Genomic DNA, 22,425 nt, shown 5'->3' with positions numbered 1-22,425 from the left:
GACCATCCAACCGACGGAACGTTAGGACCCCCCATGCTCCGGCACACCGCACTGTTCTTCGGCCACGAGTTGCGCACCGTCCTGCGCAACCCGGCCTGGGCGCTGATCGGCATCATGCAGCCCGTGCTCTACCTGCTGTTGTTCGCCCCGCTGCTGACCACGACCACCCGGGGCGGGACGATGGGTGAGGCGCTGCGGATGTTCACCCCCGGCGCGATGATGATGATCGCGCTGTTCGGCTCCCTCTTCACCGGCTTCGCCATGATCAACGAGACCCGCAACGGCGTGCTCGAACGGCTCGCGGTCAGCCAGGCCTGGCGGCCCGCGATCATCCTCGGCCGGGTGCTCAAGGACATGCTCGTGCTCGCCTGCCAGGCGCTGCTGGTGATGGGCGTCGCGGTGCTCATGGGCCTGCGGCTGAGCCTGGCCGCGGCGCTGCTGATGCTGCTGCTCATGGCCGCCACCGGCCTGTTCGCCGCCAGCCTCTCCTACGGCCTGGCGCTGGCCATCCGCGACGAGAACGGCCTGTCGCAGATCGTGCAGTTCTTCGCCCTGCCGCTGACCCTGCTGGCCGGGATGCTGCTGCCGGTCTCCCTCGGGCCGCAGTGGATGCAGACGGTCGCCAGGTTCAACCCGCTCTACTACGCGGTCGAGGCCGGGCGCTCGCTGTTCGCCGAGCGCCTGACCGACAGCACGATCCCGGTGGCCTTCGCCGTCTTCTTCGTGCTCGGCGCCCTCACCCTGACCTGGTCCGTGCGCTCGCTGAGGAAGCTGGCGGGCTAGCCGTGCCCGGCCGGTCCGCGAAGACCCCGGCCCGGTCGATCATCCGCTCGTACTCCTCAAGCCTGGCCCGCGTCCGCAACGGCGTCGCCTCCGCCATGGCCTCGACCAGCACCATGGCCAGGGCGAGCGGCGCCGTGTGCGCGTCGAACACCGGGCGCTCCCCGACGGGGGCGTCCAGGATCACGTCCGCCTCGAACGGCACGTCCCGCCTGTCGGTGATCACCGCGGTCCGCAGGCCGAGCTCCCTCGCGGCCCGCAGGGCCCGTACGGCCTCGGCCGGATAGCGGGGCAGCACCACGGCCACCAGCCAGGCGGCTCCCGCCCTGCGCGCGGCGTGCAGGCCGTCGGCAAGCTCGGAGCCGCCGTGGGTCAGCAGCCGCACGTCGGGGTGGATCCTGCGGGCGAAGTAGGCGAACGTGGTGGCCAGCCCGCTCGAAACCCGCAGCCCGAGCACGGGCAGCGGCTCGCACCCGGCCAGCGCCGCGCCCAGCTCGGCGATGACCGCGGGGTCGGCCAGCCGGTCACGCACGTTCCTCAGGTTCTCGATCTCCGTGTCGATCGCGGTCTGCAGGTCGTTGGCCCGTGAGGGGGGCCGCTCGCTCACCACGAAGGGCCGAAGCGCCTGCCGCAGCTCGGGGTAGCCGGCGAAACCGAGCGAGGTGGCGAACCTGGTCACCGAGGGCTGGCTCACCCCGGCCCGTTCCGCGAGCTCCACGCTTGACAGGAAGACGGCCTCGGCCAGGTGGTCGTCGAGGTAGCGCGCGATCCGCCGCTGCACGGGCGAAAGCCTCCGGCCCTCCAGAAGTCGATCGAGTCCTTCCCCCACGTGCCCTCCAACCGCTCCACCCTCCACCGGCATTCCCTCTCCCTCCCGCCCCGGTGTCGTTCATACACCTCGCGGAAAGGTGGATATGACGGTGGAAGGGATGCAAGCACGAAAAAGGGGGCGCCCCAGGCCGCACGCCGGGACGCCCCACCCTTTCCGAATGCCACATCGGCCTGTGTCCTGGCCCTGTCCCGCACGGACTGGACCGGAGGCCGAACCCGGCGAGCGTCCCGACGGACGCTCCTGAGCGAAGAAGAGGCTCCGCACAGGGCGGGATGCCCGGTTTCCTCCGCCGCCAACCGACGCCGGAGACCGGCGCCCGAACCATCGCCCTCCCCACCACGTAAATTTGCGGGAGCCGTACGAAACGTGGGGGATCAGTTCGACTCCGCGGCCGGTTCGCTCAGGTCGGCAGCAGGAACTGGGTCGCGGCCAGCTCGCGGTAGAGGTCGTCCTCGTCGAGAAGCTCCCCGTGGGTGCCGACCGCCCGCACTCCCCCGCCCTCCATGACCACGATCCGGTCGGCGCTGGTCACCGTGGACAGGCGGTGCGCGATCACCAGCACGGTCGTCTCCTTGGCCACCTCGGCGACCACCTCGCGCAGCCGCATCTCGTTGACCGCGTCGAGCTGGGAGGTCGCCTCGTCGAGCAGCAGGACCCTGGGCTTGCGCAGCAGGGCGCGGGCGATGGCGACCCGCTGACGCTCTCCGCCGGAGAGCATGATCCCGCGATGGCCGACCTCGGTCTCCAGGCCCTCGGGGAGCCGGGCGACCAGGTCGTCGAGCCGGGTCAGCGAGAGCACCCGCCGGACCTCGGTCTCCTCGACCCCGGGGGCGGCGAAGACGAGGTTCTCCCGCAGCGTGCCGTCCAGCACGGGCGCGTCCTGCTCGACGTAGCCGAGCACGGCCCGCAGGTCGGGCAGCGGCCAGTCCCGCACGTCACGGCCGTCAACGGTGATCGTCCCCGACTGCTGCTCGTAGAAGCGTTCGAGGAGGGCGAAGACCGTGGACTTGCCCGCCCCGGAAGGGCCGACCAGGGCGGTCAGGCCACGCGGCGGGATGTCGAAGGAGACGCCGTCGTGCACGACGGGCCGGTCCTCGCCGTAGCGGAAGACCACGTCCTGGAAGCTCACCCCCGCCGGAGCCGTGCCGGGCGCGTCCGTCAGCGTCCCGATCTCCTCGGTGGGGAGGTCCTCGATCTCCCTGATCCTCCTGACCGCGGCCAGGCCGTTCTGCATCTGGGTGAAGCCCTGCACGAGCTGGCCGACCGGAGCGACCAGATAGAAGAGGTAGAGCAGGAAGGCGACCAGCGAGGAAACCGCGAGCGCGCCCGAGGCGACCCTGGCGCCGCCGACGCCGAGCACGGCGACGAAGGCGAGCTGGGCGGCGACCCAGGCGGAGATGCCCGCGATCGAGGTCCACCAGGCCACGGCGATGCCCCTGTCACGCGCCTCGCGGGCGGCGGCGTCCACGGTGGCGATCTCGCGCTCCTCGGCGCCGCTGGCCTTGACCGTGCGGAAGGCCTGCAGCACCCGGTCGAGCACCGCGCCCATCTCGCCGACCGCGACCTGAGCCTGCGTCGAGGCGCGCCGGATGCGCGGCATGACCAGCCCGACGAGTGAGCCGACCAGGACCAGGACGCCCAGGGTGACCGCCAGCAGCAGGCCGTCCATGAGCACCATCATCACGATGGCGCCGACCAGCATGAACACCGCGCTGACCATCTCGACGACGCCCTCGGTGAACACCGCGCGCAGCAGCGTGGTGTCCGAGGTCACCCGGGACAGCAGGTCGCCCGGTTTGAGGCGGTCCACCTCGGAGACCCGCAACCTGAGGATGCGGCCGACCAGTCCCCGCCTGGCGGTGAAGACGACCCCCTCCCCCATGCGTTCGAGCACGTATCTGCCGAGCGCCCCGACGGCCGCGCCCACGATGACGGCGGCCGTCAGGCCGATCACGGGGCCGACGAGGGAGCGGTTCTCACCGAAGGCGTCGATGACGGTCTTGGCGAGCAGGGGCATGGCCAGGCCGGCGAGCGAGCCGACCAGGCTGAGCACGCCGCCGAGCAGCAGGGCGGGCCGGTGCGGCCTGACGTAGGCGAGCAGCGGGCGCCACGACGCGGTCTCCGACAATTCCTGTCTCCTTCTGAGCTGACCTGACCGGCCCTCGATCGACGTGCTTCATATCTACTGCGCACGCGTCCTTTTCGAGAGGCATGGCCGGTTTCATAGACGAAAGTCGCTGCCGTCAACATAGGTTGACACGATCGATGGCGTCAACCCCAGTTGACGTCAGGGGAGGCCGGGGGCGCCGCTTCCGTCTCCCCAAGGGAAAAATCCTTGAATTTTCTGCTCTCTCACCTGTCCCGGCGCGCGAAAAGGCCGGTCAGAACCGGGAGCATTCCAGCGGCGATCGGGCGGAACCGCCGGACCGCCCGCGCCGAGATCGAACGTTCGCCGGCACGACGGAGGAGCCAGGGATGCTCCCCCGCCCGCGTCCGTGAGGCCGATCCCGCCCTCGGGAGGTTGTCATGACATCAGCAGAGGTCCCACCACCTACCGGGAACGCCGGGACACCGTGTCCGGAGGGGGCGGAGGCACAGCCGCACGTGGACAGGCCGGAGCCGGGGGCCTCGCGTCACGGCAGGTCCTTTTTCGCCCTTTCCTGCCTGACGGTCGCGATGTTCCCGGCCTTCGCCCTGCCCGCCGTCGCCCTGGCCCCCGCCCATGCCACCGTTCTGGCCGCGCATCCGCTGGGGGACTTCACCGTCAACCACTACGACGGCCTGCGGATCACCCCGGACCGGATCGAGAACACGGCGGTCCTCGACAGCGCCGAACTGCCCACCCTCCAGGCCCTCCCCGAGATGGACGCCGACGGCTCGGGCGAGGTGTCCGACGCCGAACTCGCCGCGTACGGCGCCGCCCGCTGCGCCGCGCTCGCCGGGGCCCAGCGGCTGACCGTGAACGGCTCCCCCGTCGCCTGGCGCGTCACGGGGACGGGCCTGCGGTACGCCCCCGGCCAGAGCGGCCTGCGGACCAGCCGCCTGACCTGCGGCCTGGCCGCCGACGTCCACGCGCGGGGGACGGTCGGCTTCAGCGACGACTTCCTGCCGGACCGGACCGGCTGGCGGGAGATCACCGCGGTCGCCTCGGGGGGTGTGCGCCTGATCCGGTCCTCCGTCCCCGGCACGAGCGTCAGCGAGCAACTGCGGACCTACCCGGATGATCTGCTCGCCGCCCCGCTCGACCAGCGGACGGCGCGGTTGAACGTCACCCCGGAGACCGGCCCCTCGGCGGCCGTACCGCCCCCGCTGTCCGGCCTGTCCGAACTGTCCGGCCTGTCCGGTGGGCCGCTCGGCGGGGTGACGGTCTGGCTCGACCACACGTTCACCGACCTGGTCGGCACCGACTCGCCGACCGCGCCGCTCGGGCTGCTCGCGGTGCTCATGGCCGTCGCGCTCGGCGCGGGACACGCCCTCATCCCGGGACACGGCAAGACCATCATGGCGGCCTACCTCGCGGGCAGGCAGGGGCGTCCGCGCGACGCGCTGGTCGTCGGCGCGACCGTCACCGTGACCCACACCGTCGGCGTCCTGGTGGTCGGCCTGCTACTGACCGTCCTGTCCGCCTTCACCGGCGAGGCCGTGCTCGCCTGGCTCGGCCTGGCCAGCGGCCTGCTGATCACCGTGGTCGGCGCCGGGCTGCTGCGCTCCGCCTGGCACACCCACCGCACCGGCGAGCACCCGGCCCACGGGCACGGGCACGGCCACTTCGGCGCCGTTCCTGAAATCCCCGCCCACGAATACGCCCCGGCCCCCGTGAGAGAGGGTTCGCGGGTAGCCGTACTCGAACGGCGGATCCAGGAGGCCCCCGCCGCCCCCGCGCCCCGCTCGCGGCGCGGGCTGGTCGGGCTCGGGGTCGCGGGAGGGCTGGTGCCCAGCCCCTCCGCGCTCGTCGTCCTGCTGGGCGCGATCGGCCTGGGCCGCACGTGGTTCGGAATCGCGCTGATCCTGGCGTACGGCGTCGGCATGGCGGGCACGCTGACCCTCACCGGGTTGCTGCTGGTCAGGATCGCCGGGCGGCTCGGCCGTCTGGCGGCCGGGGGAAACGGGGTGGCGGCCCGCCTGTCCTCGCTCCTGCCGGTCGGCACCGCCGTGGTCGTCATGCTGCTCGGCCTCGGCCTGACCGTGCGGAGCCTCATCGGGGCCGCGTGAGCGCTACTGCGTCTCCTCCTGCAGGCGCGCCCACAGCCCGGCGAGCGCGTTCACGTCGCCCGAGCTCCTGAGGGAGTTTCCGTCGGCCTTCCTCCTGTTCCACAGGTGGAGCAGGAGGTCATCGGGCTCGCCGTCGATCCGCGCGTCCGGCGTCGTCCCCTCCGGCGCCCACGCCACGCCGTCCGCGCGCAGCGTCACCGCCCACTGCCGCCCGCCGCAGCCCAGGCCGACCGTACGGCCGACGCCCTGCTCCCGCTCCGGCCTGCCGCCGAAGTCGTGGGTGATGAAACCGAGCAGCTCGTCCACGCCGTCTGCCGCGAGGTCCGGATCGACCGGGGTCGGCCCGCCGTGGATCAACTCGGCGTCGACCCGGTGGACGGCCGTCTCCTGGGCCATCCTGCGGTACCAGAAGCCGACCGTCTGGTCCGGGGGGAACCACGTGTGGGAGGGAGCCCCGGGACCGCGCAGGACGAGCTGGTCGAGCAGCGCCGCACGGTGGGAGAGGAACCAGTCCGTGATCGTGGCGTCGCCGGGCGGCGGCGCCTGCTCGTCCTCGCCCGGTTCGCGCCCGAGCCGCATGCACAGGACCTTGTGGTCGTAGACCCCTCCGACGTGGTGGAGCAGGTCACGGCCGGTCCAGCCGGGGCACGAGGGCACCCGGGCGTCCAGCCCCTGAATCGCGGCCGCGAGCAGGCGATCGCCGTCGGCGCGGATCAGGTCGAGGTAGCGAGTGTGATCCATGGCGACATCCTGCCGTACGGCCCCGACAAACCCACCCTCCTCAACCGGGCTGTCACCGGGCGTCCAGCACCTCGCGCAGCAGCTTGCCGAACTCCGCGGGATGGGTGCTGAGGCCCGTGTGCCCACCGGGGAAGTGGACCAGCTCCGTGCCGAACAGCTCGGCCAGGAAGGCCGCGGGCCGGTAGGGCAGTTCGCCGTAGGAGTCGGTCCCGCCCGCGAGCACGAGCCGGTCGGACAGGGCGCGCAGCCGGTCCACGTCCGGGACGTAGGCCATGAAGCCCGGGATGATCTTCCCGACGAAGTAGGGCGCGTCGGCCATCGAGCGTTGGACCCGCGCCGCGGCCCTGGGCGACAGCTCGGCGGCGGGCCGTACGTCCGGGGAGTCGCCTGGCCGTCTGAGACCGGCCGCGAGCACGGTCGCCGCGGCCATCGGCCCCTCCCTGTCGTAGGCGTCCCTGACCTGGGCGAGCATCGCGCGGTGCGCGGCGGCGTCCGGCAGCACCTCGACCACCGGTGGCTCGTGCGCCACGACGCGGCCGATCCGTCCGGGCTCCGAGGTGAGCAGGTGCAGCGCGACGATCGCCCCCGAGCTGCAGCCGACCACGTCGGCGGACGCCCCCGGGGACACCAGGTCGAGCAGCTGGAGGGCGTCGGCGGCGTGCCGTTCGACCCGCTGGGGTCCCTCGGGGTCGTCCAGCGGGCTGCGGGCCAGGCCGCGCGGGTCGTAGGTGACGACCGTGCGGTCTTCGGCGAGGTCATCGACGATCTCCTCGAAGGAGTCGGCGCCGCCCGTGCCTCCGGGGACGAGCAGCAGGAGCGGCCCCCGCCCGCGCACCTCGTAGTGCAGTTCCGCGCCCTCGACGCGCAGGCGTCCGATGGTCGTGCCGGTCATGTCGTGTTTCCTTCCTTGTCCGGGTCGTCCGGCCAGTGCTCAAGGAGGGTGTGCAGGGCGTCGAGGCAGCGCGACCACGACTCCTCGACCGGACGCGTGTGCGCGAACCCGCCCGCCGCCTCAAGGCTGATGAAGCCGTGCAGCATGCTGCGCATCAGCCGTACCGCGTCGGTCAGGTCGGGCTCCCGCAGGGCGTAGGCGCGCAGCATGCTGTAGGTCAGCTCGACCGCGCGCTTGGGCCCCCGCGCCACGGCCAGCAGCTCGGGGTCGATCTCCGTCGGGATCTGCGTGGCCGTGTAGCGGCCCGGGTGCTCGCGGGCGTAGTCCCGGTAGGCGCCCGCGTAGGCGACCAGCGCGTCCCGGCCCGCCAGCCCGGCGGTCGCCTCCGCGATGCGGACGGTCTTCTCGTCGGCCGCCAGCAGGGCGATCCGCCCGCGCAGGTCCTCAAGGCCGCGAACGTGCGCGTAGAGGCTGGCGTCCTTGACTCCGAGCCGCCGCGCGAGCGCCGACATGGTCAGCCGTTCGAAGCCGACCTCGTCGGCCAGCTCGGCACCGGCGAGCGTCACCCGCTCGACCGTCAACCCGGCCCGTGCCATACGCACCCCCATTTCCTAGGACCCCTAGACTATAGCTAACCCTACCAGCTTCTGCCTAATACTATTAGGTTCACAGGGCGCACGACGGCGCGTGACGGGTTCCGGACAGGGCTAGCGGCGGGGGCGCAGGCGGGAGGAGGGCAGGTCGTGACGGCCGGAGACGAACTCCTGGAAGGCGATCTTGACCTTGATGACCGGGCGGCGCCAGCGCTCCTCACGGCGTTGCGCCCTGGCCATCTTGCCCGGCCTGGGGTTGCGGGAGCCGGGGGCGAAGAACCAGTGCGCCCACGGAGAGCCCGGCCTGGCCAGCCGCAGGGCCCCGACGATCAGCAGCAGCGGGACGAACAGGCCGACCATGCCCGTCCAGATCTTCCCCTTGAGCAGGGTGACCACGGCGAGCAGGAGGTTGAGCCCGAGATAGCCGACCGCCAGCCACACCCCCTGCCACGTGCCGTCCGGCCGTTCCCAGCCCAGCGGGCGCAGCCCGAGCAGGAGCAGGCCCGTGACGGCGATCGCGATGAACACCGCGTCGACCGACGTGCGGCCTTCTTCCTCCCAGTAGACGTCGTGCAGGTGCAGGATCAGCGCGAACTCGTCCAGGATGAGGGCGGCGCCGATCCCGAAGATCGCCGCGGTCAGGGCGTACCACGCCTGGGAGACGCCGGAGACGAGCAGGCCGGAGACCCCGCCAAGCATGGTCAGCACCACGCCGAACACCACGTGGTGGATGTGCATGTCCCCGACGCTGACGTTGCCGAACCACCCGATCTTGGCGCGGATGAGCCGGACGTTGATGCGCGTGAAGACGAAGGCGACGATCAGCGCGACGAAGAAACAGAAGAGCGGTAGCCGTCCTGTTTCCATGATTCGATGCTGGAACAAATCCCCCACTGCACTGACAGATTATGCGAGAGGCCCCCATGATCGCGCCTAACCGGACAGCCTGTCGCCGCCCGGGGATTTCGCTCGGCCCTCACCTACGGTTAGGCTGACCGGGACACCGATGAACCCGCGCGGGAGAGCGTCCTGACATCCAGGCCAGGACCCCTGAAGGAGCAAGCCCTCCCCGCGAACCTCTCAAGGCAAAGGACCGCGTGGGTAGGTGCCTCTGGAAAGCAGGCCGTACGGCCTCGCCGAAGGTGAAAGTCCGGCAAAAACCGGGCGAAGCTCTCAGGCATCCATGACAGAGGGGGAGGATGCTTCTCATCCGACCCCTGTCTGAGGTGCGAACATGTCCCGACCCACGCCGCTACGCGGTGTTCACGAGGCCCTCGGCGCGACGCTGACCGACTTCGCGGGCTGGCTGATGCCGCTGCGCTACGGAAGCGAGTCCGCCGAGCACAACGCGGTCCGTCAGGCGGCGGGCCTGTTCGACCTCTCCCACATGGGGGAGATCTTCGTGACGGGCTCCCAGGCGGGCGAGGCCCTCGACTACGCGCTCGTCGGCCACATCTCCGCCCTGGAGCCGGGACGCGCCCGCTACACGATGATCGTCGACTCCCGCGGCGGCGTGCTGGACGACCTGATCGTCTACCGCCTGGCCGACGAGGAGTTCATGGTCGTCGCCAACGCCTCCAACTACCCCCGGGTCGCCGCCGAGCTGACCGAGCGCGCCGGAACCTTCGAGGCCGCCGTCGAGGACCGCTCCGAGCAGTACGCGCTGGTCGCGGTGCAGGGGCCGCGCTCCCGCGAGATCCTGGGCGAGCTCACCGACGCCGACCTCGACGGCCTGAAGTACTACGCCGGGCTGCCCGCGACCGTCGCCGGACGTCCCGCGCTCCTGGCCCGCACCGGCTACACCGGCGAGGACGGCTTCGAGCTGTTCGTCGCGGCCGGGGACGCCGAGCCGCTGTGGGCCGCGCTCACCAAGGCGGGCGAGCCGTACGGGCTGCTTCCCGCCGGGCTTTCGGCGCGCGACACCCTGCGCCTTGAGGCCGGGATGCCGCTGTACGGCAACGAACTGTCCGCTGATCTCACCCCGTTCGACGCGGGGCTCGGCCGTGTGGTGAGGTTTGACAAACCAGGCGACTTCGTCGGCAGGGCCGCCCTTGAGCCACTCAAGGACGTCCCTCCGGCCCGTCGTCTGGTGGGACTGATCGCGACCGGCCGCAGGGTGCCCCGCCACGGGTATCCCGTGGTCTCCACCGACGGCGCCGTCGTCGGAGAGGTGACCAGCGGAGCGCCTTCCCAGACCCTGGGCAGGCCGATCGCCATGGCCTACGTGGACAACGGAGTGTCCGCTGGACTGGCCGTGGACATCCGGGGCAGTCACGAACCGGTCGAGGTCGTTGAGCTGCCTTTCTACAGGAGGAAAAAGTGAGTGACATTCCCGAGGACCTGCACTACACCAAGGAGCACGAGTGGATCTCGGGCATCGACGACGGCCTGACCCTGACCGTTGGCATCACCGCCTACGCCGCCAACGCCCTCGGTGACGTGGTCTTCGTCCAGCTGCCCGAGGTCGGTTCCTCGGTCACCGCGGGTGACGCGGTCGGCGAGGTCGAGTCGACCAAGTCGGTCAGCGACATCTTCGCGCCGGTGAGCGGTGAGGTCACCGAGATCAACGAGGTCGTCGTCGACGACCCCTCGCTGGTCAACAGTGACTCCTACGGCGAGGGGTGGCTGTTCCGTGTCCGTCTTGAGGGCGACCCGGAGGACCTGCTGTCCCCCGAGGAGTACGCGGCGCTCACTTCGGGCGAATCCTGAAATATCTCAGCTTGCGTCGTGATCATGCGCGTCCATCGGCGCGCATGGTCCCGGCCTGGCGACGGCGCAAAGGCAGGACAGATCAATGGCGATCAGTGTCTTCGACCTCTTCAAGATCGGTATCGGCCCGTCCAGCTCGCACACCGGCGGCCCGATGGCCGCCGCCCACAAGTTCGCCAGGGGACTCGACCGCGACGGCCTGCTCGACAAGACCACCAGGGTCGAGGTGATCCTATACGGCTCGCTCGGCCTGACCGGCAAGGGCCACGGCAGCGACAAGGCCGTCCTGCTCGGCCTGACCGGTGAGAAGCCCGAACTCGTCGACGTCGACACCGTCGACGACCGGCTGGCCGCCATGCGCGACTCGGGAACGATCCAGTTGTACGGCTCCCGCGAGATCCCGTTCGTGGTCGGCGAGCACCTCGTCTTCGAACGCAAGATCTCCCTGCCGCACCACCCGAACGGCATGCGTTTCACCGCCTTCGACGAGACCGGCGACGTCCTGCGGGAGAAGGTCTACTACTCGGTCGGCGGCGGCTTCGTGGTGGACGAGAACGCCACCGGCGCCGACCGCATCAAACCGGACGACACCGTCCTGCCGTACCCCTTCACCACCGCCGCGGAGCTGCTCGCCCACTGCACCGAGACCGGTCTTTCCGTCTCCGGGCTGATGCTGGAGAACGAGAAGGCCTTCGGCCTGTCGGAACGGGAGATCCGTGACCGGCTGCTGAACCTGTGGCGCGTCATGAGCGAGTGCGTCGCGCGCGGCATCGCCAAGGAGGGCGTGCTGCCCGGCGGCCTGAAGGTCAGGCGCAGGGCGCACCAGCTCCACAGGAGGCTGCAGAGCGAGGCCGCGGAGAAGGACCCGCTGCACGCGATGGACTGGGTCTCACTGTTCGCCCTCGCGGTGAACGAGGAGAACGCCGCGGGCGGGCGGGTCGTCACCGCGCCGACCAACGGCGCGGCGGGCATCGTCCCGGCCGTGCTCACCTACTACGACCGGTTCGTCCCGCACTCCGACGACGACGGGGTGGTGCGCTTCCTGCTCACCGCGGGGGCGATCGGCGTGCTGTTCAAGGAGAACGCCTCCATCTCCGGCGCCGAGGTCGGCTGCCAGGGTGAGGTCGGCTCCGCCTGCTCGATGGCGGCGGCCGGGCTGACCGAGGCGCTCGGCGGCACCCCGGAGCAGGTGGAGAACGCCGCCGAGATCGGCATCGAGCACAACCTCGGGCTGACCTGCGACCCGATCGGCGGCCTGGTGCAGATCCCGTGCATCGAGCGCAACGCGGTCGCCTCGATCAAGGCCATCACCGCGGCCAGGATCGCGCTGCGCGGCGACGGCCGCCACTTCGTCTCCCTGGACAAGGCCATCAAGACCATGCGCGACACCGGGCGCGACATGCTCGACAAGTACAAGGAGACGAGCCGGGGCGGCCTGGCCGTGAACGTCATCGAGTGCTGACGCCGCTTCCCAGGTTCTGACAAACAACTCAAAAGCCTTTAACTTCGACATCTCCCCCGGCCGGTCGTCGTGACGCCCCTATGCTGGGTGCCGCTGTCACCGAGAGTCGGGAGGTCGTCGTGCCGACGAAGGTTCCGCAGCCGGAGGAGACCCGTCAGGGAGGCCGGGCCCGCCACCGCGCGGCCCCCCTCCCCCACGGCCACCGTGGTCGCGGTGGCTCCCGTGTCCTGCGGTTCCTCGCCTCCCACTGGCTCTTCGCGCTGGCCCTGCTCGCCGGGGCCGGGGTGCGCGCGCTGGCCGTGCTCGGCTACCGGCCCGCGCTGTGGTTCTGGGCCGACTCCTTCGTCTATCTCGGCGCCGGGCTCGACCCCCGGCCGATGGAGTCGCGGCCCTCCGGTTACTCCCTGCTGCTGTGGGCGATGCGGCCGCTGTCCAGCGTCGAGGCGGTCGTGGTGCTCCAGCACCTGTTCGGGCTCGCCGTCGCCCTGTGCGTCTACCTCCTGCTGCGCCGCCGGGGACGGCTGCCGGGGTGGGGGGCGACGCTGGCCACGCTCCCGGTGCTGCTCGACGTCCACCAGGTCCAGCTCGAACACCTCGTGATGGCGGACCTGCCGATGGAGTTCTTCGTGGTCATGGCCGTCACGCTGGTGATGTGGCGGCGGCGCCCCTCGGCGTGGGCGGCGCTGCTGGCCGGGCTCCTGCTCGCGGCGGCGACGGTGACCAGGACGATCGGCCTGCCGCTGGCCGCCGTGGTGCTGGTGTGCATGGTGATCGGCCGGTCCGGCTGGCGGGCGGTCGCGGCCGCCACGCTCGCCTGCGCGGTCGGCCTGGGCGGCTACGCGGCCTGGTTCGCCTCCGAGTACGGCACCTACGGCCTGACCAGGGGAAACGCCTTCCTGTGGGCGCGGACAGTCACCTTCGCCGACTGCGCGAAGATCAAGCCTTCCGGTCCGGAGGCCGCGCTGTGCCCCACCGACCCCGTCGCCGAGCGCAAGGCCCCGCCCGTCTACATCTGGGACGCCTCGTCCCCGCTGAACAGGGTCAAGGGCACCTGGGCCGAGCGTGACAGGCTCGCGGGCGCCTTCGCGACCCAGGCCATCAGGGCGCAGCCGCTCGACTTCCTCAACGCGGGCCTGACCGATGTGGCCCACATCTTCGACTGGGAGCGCAGGGTCTACCCGACCCCGGGGCCGCAGAGCGCCTACGTCTTCCCCGACACCGTCAGGTCCTTCCCCACCGGCGCCGCCTCCCAGGGCAGGACCGCCGAGGAGCTGACCGTCGCCTACCAGGGCGCCTCCGGCGAGACCCGTCTCGTCGAGCCGTACGCGGGCTGGCTGCGCCTCTACCAGGAGAACGTCTTCCTGCGCGGCCCGTTCCTCGCGGTGATCGCGGTGCTCGGGCTGGCCGGGGTGCTGCGCAACTGGCGGCGGCTCGGCGGCGTCGTGCTGCTGCCGTGGGCGGCGGGGGCCGTGCTGCTGGTCCTGCCGCCCTTCATCGCGGCCTTCGACCACCGCTACGTGGTCCCGGCCGTCCCGTTCGCCTGCCTGGCCGCCGGGCTCGCCTTCGCCAGACGGGAGCGCACCCCCGTCTCGCCGGAGCCGCCCAGGTCAACGGCTCCTGACGTGCAGCCTGACCCAGGCGCCGAGGTCCTCGTCCCCTACCGTCCTGCGGACCTTCGCGACGGCGTCCTTGTTCAGCCGGGTGACGAGCCTGCCGACGTCCGTGGCGGGCCCGCAGGTGATCGCGACACGCAGACGATCACCCTTCGCGTGCCTGACGCGCACTCGGACGAGCCCTTCGACTTCTTTAACCGCGACCCACAGCATGGCCGTACCGGTCGCGCTGCGCCGTCCGACCCGTCCCCAGCCCAGGGCGCGCAGCAGCCACCTGATCGACAGCAGCGCTACTACCACCAGTAGCAACGCCAGCAGCCAGCCCAGCCACGCGTGCTGCTCCAGGTAGGCGGGCAGCCCCCGGCCGACGATCCTGTCGTCGCGCGGCTGGGAGGAGAACCTGCCCTGTCCCCGCAGGCAGGCGTACAGCCCCGCCCCGGTCAGCACGGCCCCGGTGAGGGCCAGGCCGATCCTGTTGTCGAGAAAGGCCCTCATCAGACGCCCCTCCTGCGCAGCCGTACGACGACCTCACCCGCGCACATCGCGCCCAGGGCCGTCAGACGGTCGCCCACGACGGTGCCGACCTGTCGCAGCAGGGGGCCCGCCCGGTCGGCGTCGGTGAACACGGTGACCTCGATGTCACGCGACCCGAGCCGCACCCGCGCCTTCCCGACCTCGTCCACCGACTCCGCCGCCGCCCGCAGCGTACGGCGCAGCCCGGCCCTGGTCAGGCCGATCACCATCCGGGAGTCCGCCGACTCCAGCGGCACGAGCCGGGTCCTGCCCGGCAGCGCGGCCAGGGCGAGCAGCACGATCCCGAGGGCCATGGCCCCCAGCGCGACGGCGAACACCACGGGGTCGGACCACCTGGCCGCCCCGACCCCCTCGGCGAGTCTGCGGTACGGCACCCGCCCCACGGGGGAGCCCATCGTCAGTCCGGCCGTCACCCCGGCCGCCGCCGAGAGCGTCACCGAGACCAGCAGCGCGGCCACGAGACCGGCGGGGTTGCGCTCGGGCCGCAGCAGCCGTACCGACCTGCGGCGGACCGCGTGCAGGTGCTCCCCCGCCGTGGTCCCGCCGCCCGTGCCCGCCATGATGTCCTGGAGAGTGCTCATCACCTGGTCAGGTCTACGCGTCCCGGGGGCGTCACGAGGGGGCGAAGCGGCGACTTTCACGATCTTGGAATCGCCCTGGCCGGAGAATTTACCGCGAGAACCTCAACATGAACACTGCTCATATTAGTCGTTTTGCGGCTATTCTGCGGGCATGGACGACCGCCAGCGCTACGACCGGGCGACAGCGCACCTGGATCCCCCCTTCGCCGTGCTGGACCTGGAAGCCCTGCGCTCGAACGCCTCCGCCATGCTCAGGCGGGCGGGCGGCAAACCGATCAGGGTCGCCAGCAAGTCCATCCGCTCCCGGCCCCTCCTCGAACGCGTCCTCGCCATGGACGGCTTCGCCGGGATCATGGCCTTCACCCTCCCCGAGGCGCTCTGGCTGGTCTCGACCGGGTTGCGGGACGTGCTCGTCGCCTACCCGACCACCGACAGGGCCGCGCTTGCCGAACTGGCCGCCGACCCCGTGGCGGCCCGGGAGATCACGCTGACGATCGACAGCGCCGAGCACCTGGACCTCATCGACGCCACGGTGGGCCTCGGACGCCACGAGATCCGCATATGTCTCGACATCGATGCGGGGTTCGTGGCGTTCGGCGGCAGGTTCAGGGCCGGGGCGCACCGCTCCCCCGTCCGCGAGCCCGACCACGCCGCCGACCTGGCCGCCACCGTCGCCAAACGCCCCGGCTTCCGGCTGGTCGGCGTGATGGCCTACGAGGCCCAGATCGCCGGACTCGGCGACGACCGGCCCGGCAACCCCGCCCTCACCGGGGCCGTCCGCCTCGTCCAGGCCCGCTCCCGCCGCGAACTCCTCGTCCGCAGGGGCCGTATCGTCCAGGCCGTCACCCGGATCGCCGACCTGGAGTTCGTCAACGGCGGCGGCACCGGCAGCATCGACGTGACCGCAAGGGAGAAGGCCGTTACCGAGATCGCCGCGGGATCCGGCTTCTTCCACCCCCGCCTGTTCGACTTCTACCGGGGCTTCACCGGCCGCCCCGCCGCCCTGTTCGCCCTGCCCGTCGTCCGCCGCCCCCCCCCCGGGATCGTCACCGTCCTCGGCGGCGGCTACCACGCCTCAGGACCGCCGGGACGGGACCGCCTCCCCCACCCCCATCTGCCCCAGGGGCTGCGCTACGCCCCCGGCGAGGGCGCGGGCGAGGTCCAGACCCCGCTCCTCGGCCCCGCCGCGGACGACCTGAGGACCGGCGACCGCGTCTGGTTCCGGCACGCCAAGGCCGGGGAGCTGTGCGAGCACTTCGCCGCCCTGCACCTGGTCGAAGGTGAGGAGGTCGTCGAGACCGTCCCCACCTACCGGGGCGAGGGCCGCACCTTCCTCTGACCCGCCAACTGACCCGTCAGCGACGGCGGCGGCGCCACAGCATGATCGCCGCGGTGACCACCAGCACGGCGCCGACGCCGACCAGCACCGGACCCAGGTTCGGTTCCTCCTCGGCCCACAGGCCCTGCGGCTCGTCATCCGGCTTGATCGGACGCGGGGTGACCCCGACCACGTCCCCCACCCGGTCTCCGACCGAGACCAGGAACTGCTTCGCGCTCGTCTCGGCCCTGGCGACGGTCCTGCGCGCGACCTTCTTCGGGCTCACCCGGTCGGCGATGGCGTCAACCGTCTGGGCCAACTCCGCACGGGTCCGCTCGATCCGCCGCTCAAGCTCCGCGGGATCGGTGTCCGCCATCGGATCTCCTCTCGTCACCCTTGACATTGATCAGTCTCTCAGGTCCGGCCCACCCACGGCACTTCGGGCAGGCCGGTAAGTTGACCCGGGAACGAGTCCACGGAGGAAACCCATGAAACTAGAGCCCGGCGACGCCGCCCCGGACTTCTCGCTCCCCGCCGCCGACGGCGGCACCGTCTCCCTCGACGCCTACCGCGGCAAACGTGTGATCCTCTACTTCTACCCCGCCGCGATGACCCCCGGGTGCACCAAGCAGGCGTGCGACTTCCGCGACAGCCTCGACTCGCTGGCCGCGGCGGGCTTCGCCGTACTCGGCGTGTCGAAGGACACCCCGGCCAAGCTCGCCAAGTTCGTCGAACACGACGGCCTGACCTTCCCCCTGCTGTCCGACCCCGGCCTTGAGGTCCACCAGGCCTACGGCGCCTACGGCGAGAAGACGATGTACGGCAGGACCACCGTCGGCGTGCTGCGCTCGACCTTCGTGATCGACGCGGACGGGAAGATCGAGAAGGCCCTCTACAACGTGAAGGCGACCGGCCACGTGGCCCGCCTGCGCCGCGAACTCGGCGTGGACTGACACTCCGGGCGGCCACCGCGTGATCGTGCGGTGGCCGCGTGGCGGGTCACGGCCAGCGCACCTCCGGGTCGCGTTCCACGAACCGCGCGTACCGCTCGAACGCCCGCTCGACCTCCGCCCTGTCTCCTCCGCCGAACGGCACCAGCGGCTGGACGGCGATCCGCACCCGGCTCTTCGCGAAGGTGCGTTTCCAGATGGCGACGACCCGGCCCCCGCGCACCACCGTGGCCTGGAAGACCCCGTTGTTGCCGGGGATGATGGCCCCCTTGTGCTCGTCGGCGACCATGAGCGAACGGTCCTTGTAACCCAGCAGGTACTCGTCGAACCCCGGCAGCACGAGCACCTCGTCGTCACCCGCCACGGGAGGGGCAACGTCGAGGAGCGCGGCGTCGAGGTGCATCTCCACCCCGTCGACGCTCACCCTGGCCAGCGCGTCACCGGCCACGGCGATGCCGCGTCTGGCGTCGGCCATGGTCAGGCCGGTCCAGCCCGCGAAGTCCTGCCGGGTCGTCGGCCCGTGACCTCGGAAGTACCGCAGCGCCACGATGCCCAGCGCCTCGTCGCGCTCAGGCCGGTGCGGGTCGGGAACCCACTCGTCGAGCAGCACGAAGCTCTGCTCGTTGCCGATGTTCGGGGCGATGCACAGCAGTCCCCGCTGGCTGGCGTACCACAGCAGGTGATAACCACGCTGGTCACCGGTGTCGATGCCCTTGTCAGCCAGTACGGCCAGGCACTCGGAGCGGCTCAGCCGCCCACCCCCGGCCAGGGCCGCGCCCAGCACCTCCATGGCCTGGGCGACGGTCTCCTCGGAGAGGCCGAGCTCCTCGCGCCGCCGCACCGCGCTGTTCAGCACCCGGGCGCTCATCAGCTCGACCATCCAGCGGGCGTCGCGGGACGGGACGAAATGGATGGTGCCCCGCATCGGCCACGTGCGCAGCGCCTCACGCCGCTCAAGCGCGGCGGTGACGTCGGCGACGGTGTGCCCGGGCAGCCGCGCGCCGAACGACCACAGCCCGCTGGCCAGGTCCTGCGCCTGCATCGCCCCGAGCCAGGTCACCACCTCGGCCACGCCCGTCGCCCGGCCCGCCTCGCCGGGCGACGTCCGCAGCAGCAGACTGGACATCCGCAGACCAAGCACCTGCTGGGGGGTGAGTTCCACTGATTACCGCCTCCTCCCGGTCACCGTAGCCTCCGCCACCGACAATCCCGGAAGCCCCGTGAACCGAGCGTCAGCGCGGGACGCGGCCGAGGTAGCGGAGCAGCTCGTCGACGACCGGCGTCGAGGAAGGGCTGTCCGCGGCCTCGACCACCGGGGCGTAGGCCCCCCACTGACGCAGCGGCTCGACCGTCCCCCGCGCGGCGGCGAGAAGGTGGCCCGCGAGCTCGTTGTCGAGCGGGGACGGCTGGCCCGTGGCGATCGCGACGTCCCACGCGTGCACGGCGGCGTCGAGCGCGCACATCACCGCGGCGACCGGGGTGGGCAGGTCACCGTGCGGCAGCGGCGTCGGGACGGTCTCGCTGTCGTCGGGCACCGTCGCCCACGCCGCGGCGGCCTGCCCGACGGCGTCCTTCACCAGCGCCACCGAGCTGCCGTCGACGGCCCCGGAAGGCGAGAAGGGGTCGTAGGCCGGGCCGTCCCCGATGCCGAGCACCTTCGCGTAGGCGAGCTGGTCACCCGCCGCGTGCTGAATCACCTGGGTGACGGTCCATTCCGAGCACGGGGTGACCTTGTCCCCCTCGTCGTCCCGCACCCCCGCGACGCTGTTCTCCAGCGCCCGGTACGAGGCGGCCAGCACCTCACGCCAGACCGGCTGCAGGGCGGTGACGGTGGCGGTGTCGGTGGTGTTCATGATTCTGCCCTTCGATCTCTTCCTCGCTTGCGACATCAGCCTATGAGCCCATTAGGCTACTTTTGCTCCTAATAATCCCTGAAGGCGAGAAATCGATGGCCTCGACGACGACCCGGGTGCTGCGCCTGCTGTCCCTGCTGCAGGACCGGTCCGCGACGGGCCGCGAACTCGCCGAACGCCTCGGCGTCGCCGAACGCACCCTGCGGCAGGACATCCAACGCCTGCGCGAACTCGGCTACCCGGTGCACGCCACCCGCGGCGCCGTCGGCGGCTACCGGCTCGGACAGGGCGCGAAGATGCCCCCGCTGCTGCTCGACGACGACGAGGCGGTGGCCGTGGCACTGGCCGTCGGCCTGGCGGAGGACGGCTCGACCGGGATCGCGGACATCGACGCCAGCCTCACCCGGGCACTCGCCAAACTCCAGCAGATCCTTCCCAAACGCCTGCAGCACAAGGTCACCGCCCTGCGCTCAGCGACCGCGGTCGGACCCGCCACGGTCGGCTCCCGCGAACCGGACGCCCCGGTGCCCGCGGAAACCCTCACCGTCGTCGCGGGCGCCATCCGCGACGGCGCGACCCTGCTGGTGACCCACGCCGACGCCGAGACCGAGGTGGAGCCCTACCGCCTGATCAGCTGGCGCCGCCGCTGGTTCCTGGTCGCCTACGACCTCGGCACACACACCTGGCGGGCACTGCCCGTCGCCGGCCTGACCGGCGTCCGGTCCGCGTCCCGCCGCTTCGCCGCCCGCTCCCTGCCCGACGACGACCTCGTCGCCTTCGTCCTGCGCGAGGTCGCGAAGACCGGCTGGAAGGTCCAGGCCCGCGTCACCGTCCTCGCCCCCGCCGAGACCGTGATCGCCCGCATCAACCCCGCCGTCGGCATCGTCGAGGCCGTCGACTCCCACACCAGCGTCCTCTTCACCGGCGCCGACGCCCTGGAGACCATCGCCATCTACCTCAGCATGCTGATGATGGACTTCCGCGTCGACGGCCCGCCCGAACTGGTCGCCCACATCCGCACCCTCGCCCGCCGCTACACCGAGGCCCTCGACGCGTAGCCCAAACGACGATTCCCCTTTTTTCGCCATTTAATGTGATTAGTTCATGCGGCAGGAATTGTCGGTAGCTTTCCGTAACCTCGGGGGCATGCCGGCGAAGTACAAATACACCCCCGAAATGCTGGCCGAGGCCGCGGCCGCCTCCCTCAGCGTCACCGACGTCCTGCGCCACCTCGGCATCACGATCGCGGGCGGAAACCACGCCCACATCAGCCGCCAACTGAAGCGCCTCAACATCGACACCTCACACTTCCGCAGGGTCGCCCCCAACCGGGGGCAGCCCTCCCCCAGGCGCCGCAGCCCCGGCCAGGCCCTGGTCGTCCTCCCCAGGGGCAGCTCCCGCCCCAACCCCGCCCGCCTGCGGCGGGACCTGCGGACAATCGGGATGCCATACCACTGTGCTGGCTGTAAGATCGAGGGCGTCTGGCTGGGGCGGGATCTCACTCTCCACGTCGATCACATCAACGGCGACTGGCTGGACAACAGAAAAGAGAACCTGCGATTCCTCTGTCCGAACTGCCATTCACAGACAGACAATTTCGCGGGAAAGAATCGGGGCCGTAGTCCAGCGGTAGAGACACACGGTTTAGGTCCGTGCCAGGGTGGGTTCGAATCCCACCGGCCCCACCAACGGCCGAAAATTCATGCGGTCACTCTGAAATCGGTGACCGTCAGTGTCACCCTGGCCCCCCAGGACGTCGCCTTCGTCGAGGCCTACGTCAGCCGGGGAAACGCCCCCTCCAGATCCGCCGCCCTCCGTGAGGCCCTCCGCCTGCTCCGTGCCTCCCACGAGCCGGGAGCTGTACGGGCCGGGAATGACGACGGGCCGCGCGATGCGTCCTCTTCATCGCGCGGCCCGACATTGTTGTGATCCGCCATCACAAACAATCTCTCCCTTTACTCACCCCGGAGGGTGCTCCCGACAACCATGGTGCCGGGTGGGGCGTAAGAGGGGTGTAAGGGTTTCGGCGAGTGCGACCTGGGTCGTAGACGCGGTTCCGCCTTGAGAGGGAAGGGCACTGATCTGCGTATACGTATCGTGGTGAGGTGTTCGGCAGATTACTCGACTGGAGCCGTCGGCATCCCGGTGTCGTCGATGCCTTCTGGCTGGTGCCCTTCTCGGTGGTCTCGGTGACGAACGCGTGGTTCGCCGCGACCCTGGCGGGGTCGGGGGCGAGGAGCGTGCCGTGGCCGGGGGTCGTGACGGGGCCGGAGGCGATCATGGCGTTCGGCCTGGTGACCCTGGTTCCGCTGCTGTGGTTGCGGCGGTACCCGGCCGGGGTCTTCGCGGTCGTCTCGCTGGGGAGTTTCGTGCAGTGGCTCGCCGGGGTGGAGCCGCTGGCGTTCAACGTGTCGGTGCTCATCGCGATGTATGCCGTGGCGGCGCGGTGTCTGTTGCGCTGGGCGGTCGCGGCGGGTCTGGTGGCGGAGTTGGGGCTCGCCCTTTCCTTCGGCCAGATCGTGACAAATCCGGATTTCGTGAGTTGGGCCAGCCTCTCCGTGTTCGTGGTGGCCATCTGGATCGCGGGCATCTACGCCAACACCCGCCGCCGTTACCTGCGCAGCCTGGAGGAGCGCGCCGTACGGGCCGAGCACGAGCGTGACCAGCAGGTACGGCTGGCCGCCGCGGCCGAGCGGACCAGGATCGCCCGTGAGCTACACGACGTGGTCGCGCACAACGTGAGCGTGATCATCGTCCAGGCGGACGGCGCGGGATACGCGATCGACAGCGACCCCGAGCAGGCCAGGGAGGCGATGCGCGCCATCTCGGACACGGGTCGGCAGGCGCTGGCCGAGATGCGCAGGATGGTCGGTGTGCTGCGCACCGACGGCGTGACCGGGGAGGACCGGGGCGGGGGCAGGATCGAGGAGTACGCCCCGCAGCCGAGTCTGTCGCAGATGGAAGACCTGGTGACCCAGGTGCGCGCCTCTGGGCTGCCGGTCGAGGTTCGGGTCACCGGCCAGGCTCCGCGGCTGCCGGAGGGAGAGCAGCTGACGGTCTACCGGATCGTCCAGGAGGCGCTCACCAACACGCTCAAACACGGCGGGCCGGGCAGCAGGGCGGTGGTCGAGATGGAGTACGGCTCGCGGGAGCTGCTGGTGCGGGTGACCGACGACGGGCGTGGCGCGGCGGCGCCGAGGAGTGTGGACGGGCACGGCCTGCTCGGTATGCGGGAGCGGGCGGCGATGTTCGGCGGGAGCGTCGAGGCGGGGCCGTACGCCGGGGGCGGGTTCCGGGTGACGGCGCGGCTGCCGTTCGGGGAGACCGGCAGGAGCAGGGCCGCGTGAGAGGGTCT

20 protein-coding genes, 1 tRNA gene, 1 pseudogene and 2 riboswitches are annotated in these 22,425 nt (G+C 71.2%); of the genes and pseudogenes, 12 read left to right on the top strand and 10 right to left on the bottom strand.

The features are described from left to right. The first annotated feature begins 33 nt into the window (after positions 1–33). Complete coding sequence (locus FHS44_RS08410) at positions 34–783, top strand: ABC transporter permease (protein WP_184713263.1); 750 nt, start codon at positions 34–36, stop codon at positions 781–783. Here FHS44_RS08410 and FHS44_RS08405 read toward each other — a convergent pair. Then, positions 737–1,561, bottom strand: coding sequence for a MurR/RpiR family transcriptional regulator (locus FHS44_RS08405; protein ID WP_312863567.1), 825 nt, complete (start codon positions 1,559–1,561; stop codon positions 737–739). The two genes, FHS44_RS08410 and FHS44_RS08405, sit on opposite strands and share 47 nt — an antisense overlap. Positions 1,562–2,012: 451 nt before the next feature. Beyond that, a complete protein-coding gene (locus FHS44_RS08400; protein WP_184713261.1) occupies positions 2,013–3,740 on the bottom strand; it encodes an ABC transporter ATP-binding protein in 1,728 nt (575 codons plus the stop codon). A gap of 398 nt (positions 3,741–4,138) precedes the next feature. On the opposite strand from FHS44_RS08400, the gene FHS44_RS08395 reads away from it, so the two are divergent. Then, positions 4,139–5,824 (top strand): High-affinity nickel-transporter, encoded by a 1,686-nt coding sequence (locus FHS44_RS08395; RefSeq protein ID WP_246435120.1) that lies wholly within the window; start codon positions 4,139–4,141, stop codon positions 5,822–5,824. Between the two features lie 3 nt (positions 5,825–5,827). Here FHS44_RS08395 and FHS44_RS08390 read toward each other — a convergent pair whose 3' ends face one another. The 4 genes from FHS44_RS08390 to FHS44_RS08375 form a co-directional block, all read right to left on the bottom strand. Next, positions 5,828–6,565: a maleylpyruvate isomerase family mycothiol-dependent enzyme gene (locus tag FHS44_RS08390; RefSeq protein ID WP_184713260.1), complete on the bottom strand. Its 738-nt coding sequence runs from the start codon at positions 6,563–6,565 to the stop codon at positions 5,828–5,830. A 52-nt stretch (positions 6,566–6,617) separates the two neighbouring features. After that, positions 6,618–7,457 (bottom strand): alpha/beta fold hydrolase, encoded by an 840-nt coding sequence (locus FHS44_RS08385; RefSeq protein ID WP_184713259.1) that lies wholly within the window; start codon positions 7,455–7,457, stop codon positions 6,618–6,620. Next, positions 7,454–8,053 (bottom strand): TetR/AcrR family transcriptional regulator, encoded by a 600-nt coding sequence (locus tag FHS44_RS08380; RefSeq protein ID WP_184713501.1) that lies wholly within the window; start codon positions 8,051–8,053, stop codon positions 7,454–7,456. Before FHS44_RS08380 ends, FHS44_RS08385 begins: the two co-directional genes overlap by 4 nt. A 111-nt stretch (positions 8,054–8,164) precedes the next feature. Continuing rightward, entirely contained in the window at positions 8,165–8,917 is a 753-nt protein-coding gene (locus tag FHS44_RS08375; RefSeq protein ID WP_221460382.1) for a hypothetical protein, read from the bottom strand. Between the two features lie 140 nt (positions 8,918–9,057). Further along, positions 9,058–9,156, top strand: a riboswitch (glycine riboswitch). A gap of 2 nt (positions 9,157–9,158) precedes the next feature. Next, positions 9,159–9,243, top strand: a riboswitch (glycine riboswitch). Positions 9,244–9,284: 41 nt separating this feature from the next. Between FHS44_RS08375 and gcvT the strand changes: the two genes are divergently transcribed. From gcvT to FHS44_RS08355, 4 genes are all read left to right on the top strand, one after another. Then, complete coding sequence (gene gcvT / locus FHS44_RS08370; RefSeq protein WP_184713257.1) at positions 9,285–10,373, top strand: glycine cleavage system aminomethyltransferase GcvT; 1,089 nt, start codon at positions 9,285–9,287, stop codon at positions 10,371–10,373. Further along, positions 10,370–10,759, top strand: a complete 390-nt coding sequence (gene gcvH / locus FHS44_RS08365) for a glycine cleavage system protein GcvH (RefSeq protein WP_184713256.1) — start codon at positions 10,370–10,372, stop codon at positions 10,757–10,759. The genes gcvT and gcvH overlap by 4 nt, the downstream gene beginning before the upstream one ends. A gap of 85 nt (positions 10,760–10,844) precedes the next feature. After that, entirely contained in the window at positions 10,845–12,221 is a 1,377-nt protein-coding gene (locus tag FHS44_RS08360; RefSeq protein WP_184713255.1) for an L-serine ammonia-lyase, read from the top strand. A 119-nt stretch (positions 12,222–12,340) separates the two neighbouring features. After that, a complete protein-coding gene (locus tag FHS44_RS08355; RefSeq protein ID WP_312863566.1) occupies positions 12,341–14,140 on the top strand; it encodes a hypothetical protein in 1,800 nt (599 codons plus the stop codon). A 188-nt stretch (positions 14,141–14,328) separates the two neighbouring features. Here the strand turns inward: FHS44_RS08355 and FHS44_RS08350 are convergent, their stop codons facing one another. Then, on the bottom strand, positions 14,329–14,949 hold the full coding sequence (locus FHS44_RS08350) for a DUF6286 domain-containing protein (RefSeq protein WP_184713254.1): 621 nt from the start codon (positions 14,947–14,949) through the stop codon (positions 14,329–14,331). Positions 14,950–15,100: 151 nt separating this feature from the next. On the opposite strand from FHS44_RS08350, the gene FHS44_RS08345 reads away from it, so the two are divergent. Continuing rightward, complete coding sequence (locus FHS44_RS08345; protein WP_184713253.1) at positions 15,101–16,288, top strand: amino acid deaminase/aldolase; 1,188 nt, start codon at positions 15,101–15,103, stop codon at positions 16,286–16,288. Between the two features lie 16 nt (positions 16,289–16,304). Here the strand turns inward: FHS44_RS08345 and FHS44_RS41680 are convergent, their stop codons facing one another. Further along, positions 16,305–16,643: a DUF3618 domain-containing protein gene (locus FHS44_RS41680; RefSeq protein ID WP_184713252.1), complete on the bottom strand. Its 339-nt coding sequence runs from the start codon at positions 16,641–16,643 to the stop codon at positions 16,305–16,307. Positions 16,644–16,755: 112 nt separating this feature from the next. On the opposite strand from FHS44_RS41680, the gene bcp reads away from it, so the two are divergent. Continuing rightward, on the top strand, positions 16,756–17,220 hold the full coding sequence (bcp, locus tag FHS44_RS08335) for a thioredoxin-dependent thiol peroxidase (protein WP_184713251.1): 465 nt from the start codon (positions 16,756–16,758) through the stop codon (positions 17,218–17,220). Positions 17,221–17,266: 46 nt separating this feature from the next. Here the strand turns inward: bcp and FHS44_RS08330 are convergent, their stop codons facing one another. Further along, positions 17,267–18,379 (bottom strand): winged helix DNA-binding domain-containing protein, encoded by a 1,113-nt coding sequence (locus tag FHS44_RS08330; RefSeq protein WP_312863565.1) that lies wholly within the window; start codon positions 18,377–18,379, stop codon positions 17,267–17,269. 70 nt (positions 18,380–18,449) lie between these two features. Then, on the bottom strand, positions 18,450–19,070 hold the full coding sequence (locus FHS44_RS08325; protein ID WP_184713250.1) for a TIGR03086 family metal-binding protein: 621 nt from the start codon (positions 19,068–19,070) through the stop codon (positions 18,450–18,452). Positions 19,071–19,165: 95 nt separating this feature from the next. Here FHS44_RS08325 and FHS44_RS08320 point away from each other — a divergent pair, with 95 nt between their 5' ends. The 4 genes and pseudogenes from FHS44_RS08320 to FHS44_RS08310 all read left to right on the top strand — a co-directional run bounded on the left by FHS44_RS08320 (position 19,166) and on the right by FHS44_RS08310 (position 22,417). Further along, entirely contained in the window at positions 19,166–20,128 is a 963-nt protein-coding gene (locus FHS44_RS08320; protein WP_184713249.1) for a helix-turn-helix transcriptional regulator, read from the top strand. 46 nt (positions 20,129–20,174) lie between these two features. Further along, a pseudogene (locus FHS44_RS42705) lies at positions 20,175–20,648 on the top strand (hypothetical protein); the annotation flags it as partial. Positions 20,649–20,682: 34 nt separating this feature from the next. Continuing rightward, positions 20,683–20,758, top strand: a tRNA-Leu gene (locus FHS44_RS08315). Between the two features lie 417 nt (positions 20,759–21,175). Continuing rightward, entirely contained in the window at positions 21,176–22,417 is a 1,242-nt protein-coding gene (locus FHS44_RS08310) for a sensor histidine kinase (RefSeq protein WP_184713248.1), read from the top strand. Positions 22,418–22,425 lie beyond the last annotated feature (8 nt).

Origin of the sequence: Streptosporangium saharense (assembly GCF_014203715.1) — a bacterium.
GTDB lineage: Bacteria > Actinomycetota > Actinomycetes > Streptosporangiales > Streptosporangiaceae > Streptosporangium > Streptosporangium saharense.
Note: the sequence above shows the minus strand (reverse complement) of the source record. Positions and strands in the feature narration are given on the sequence as shown.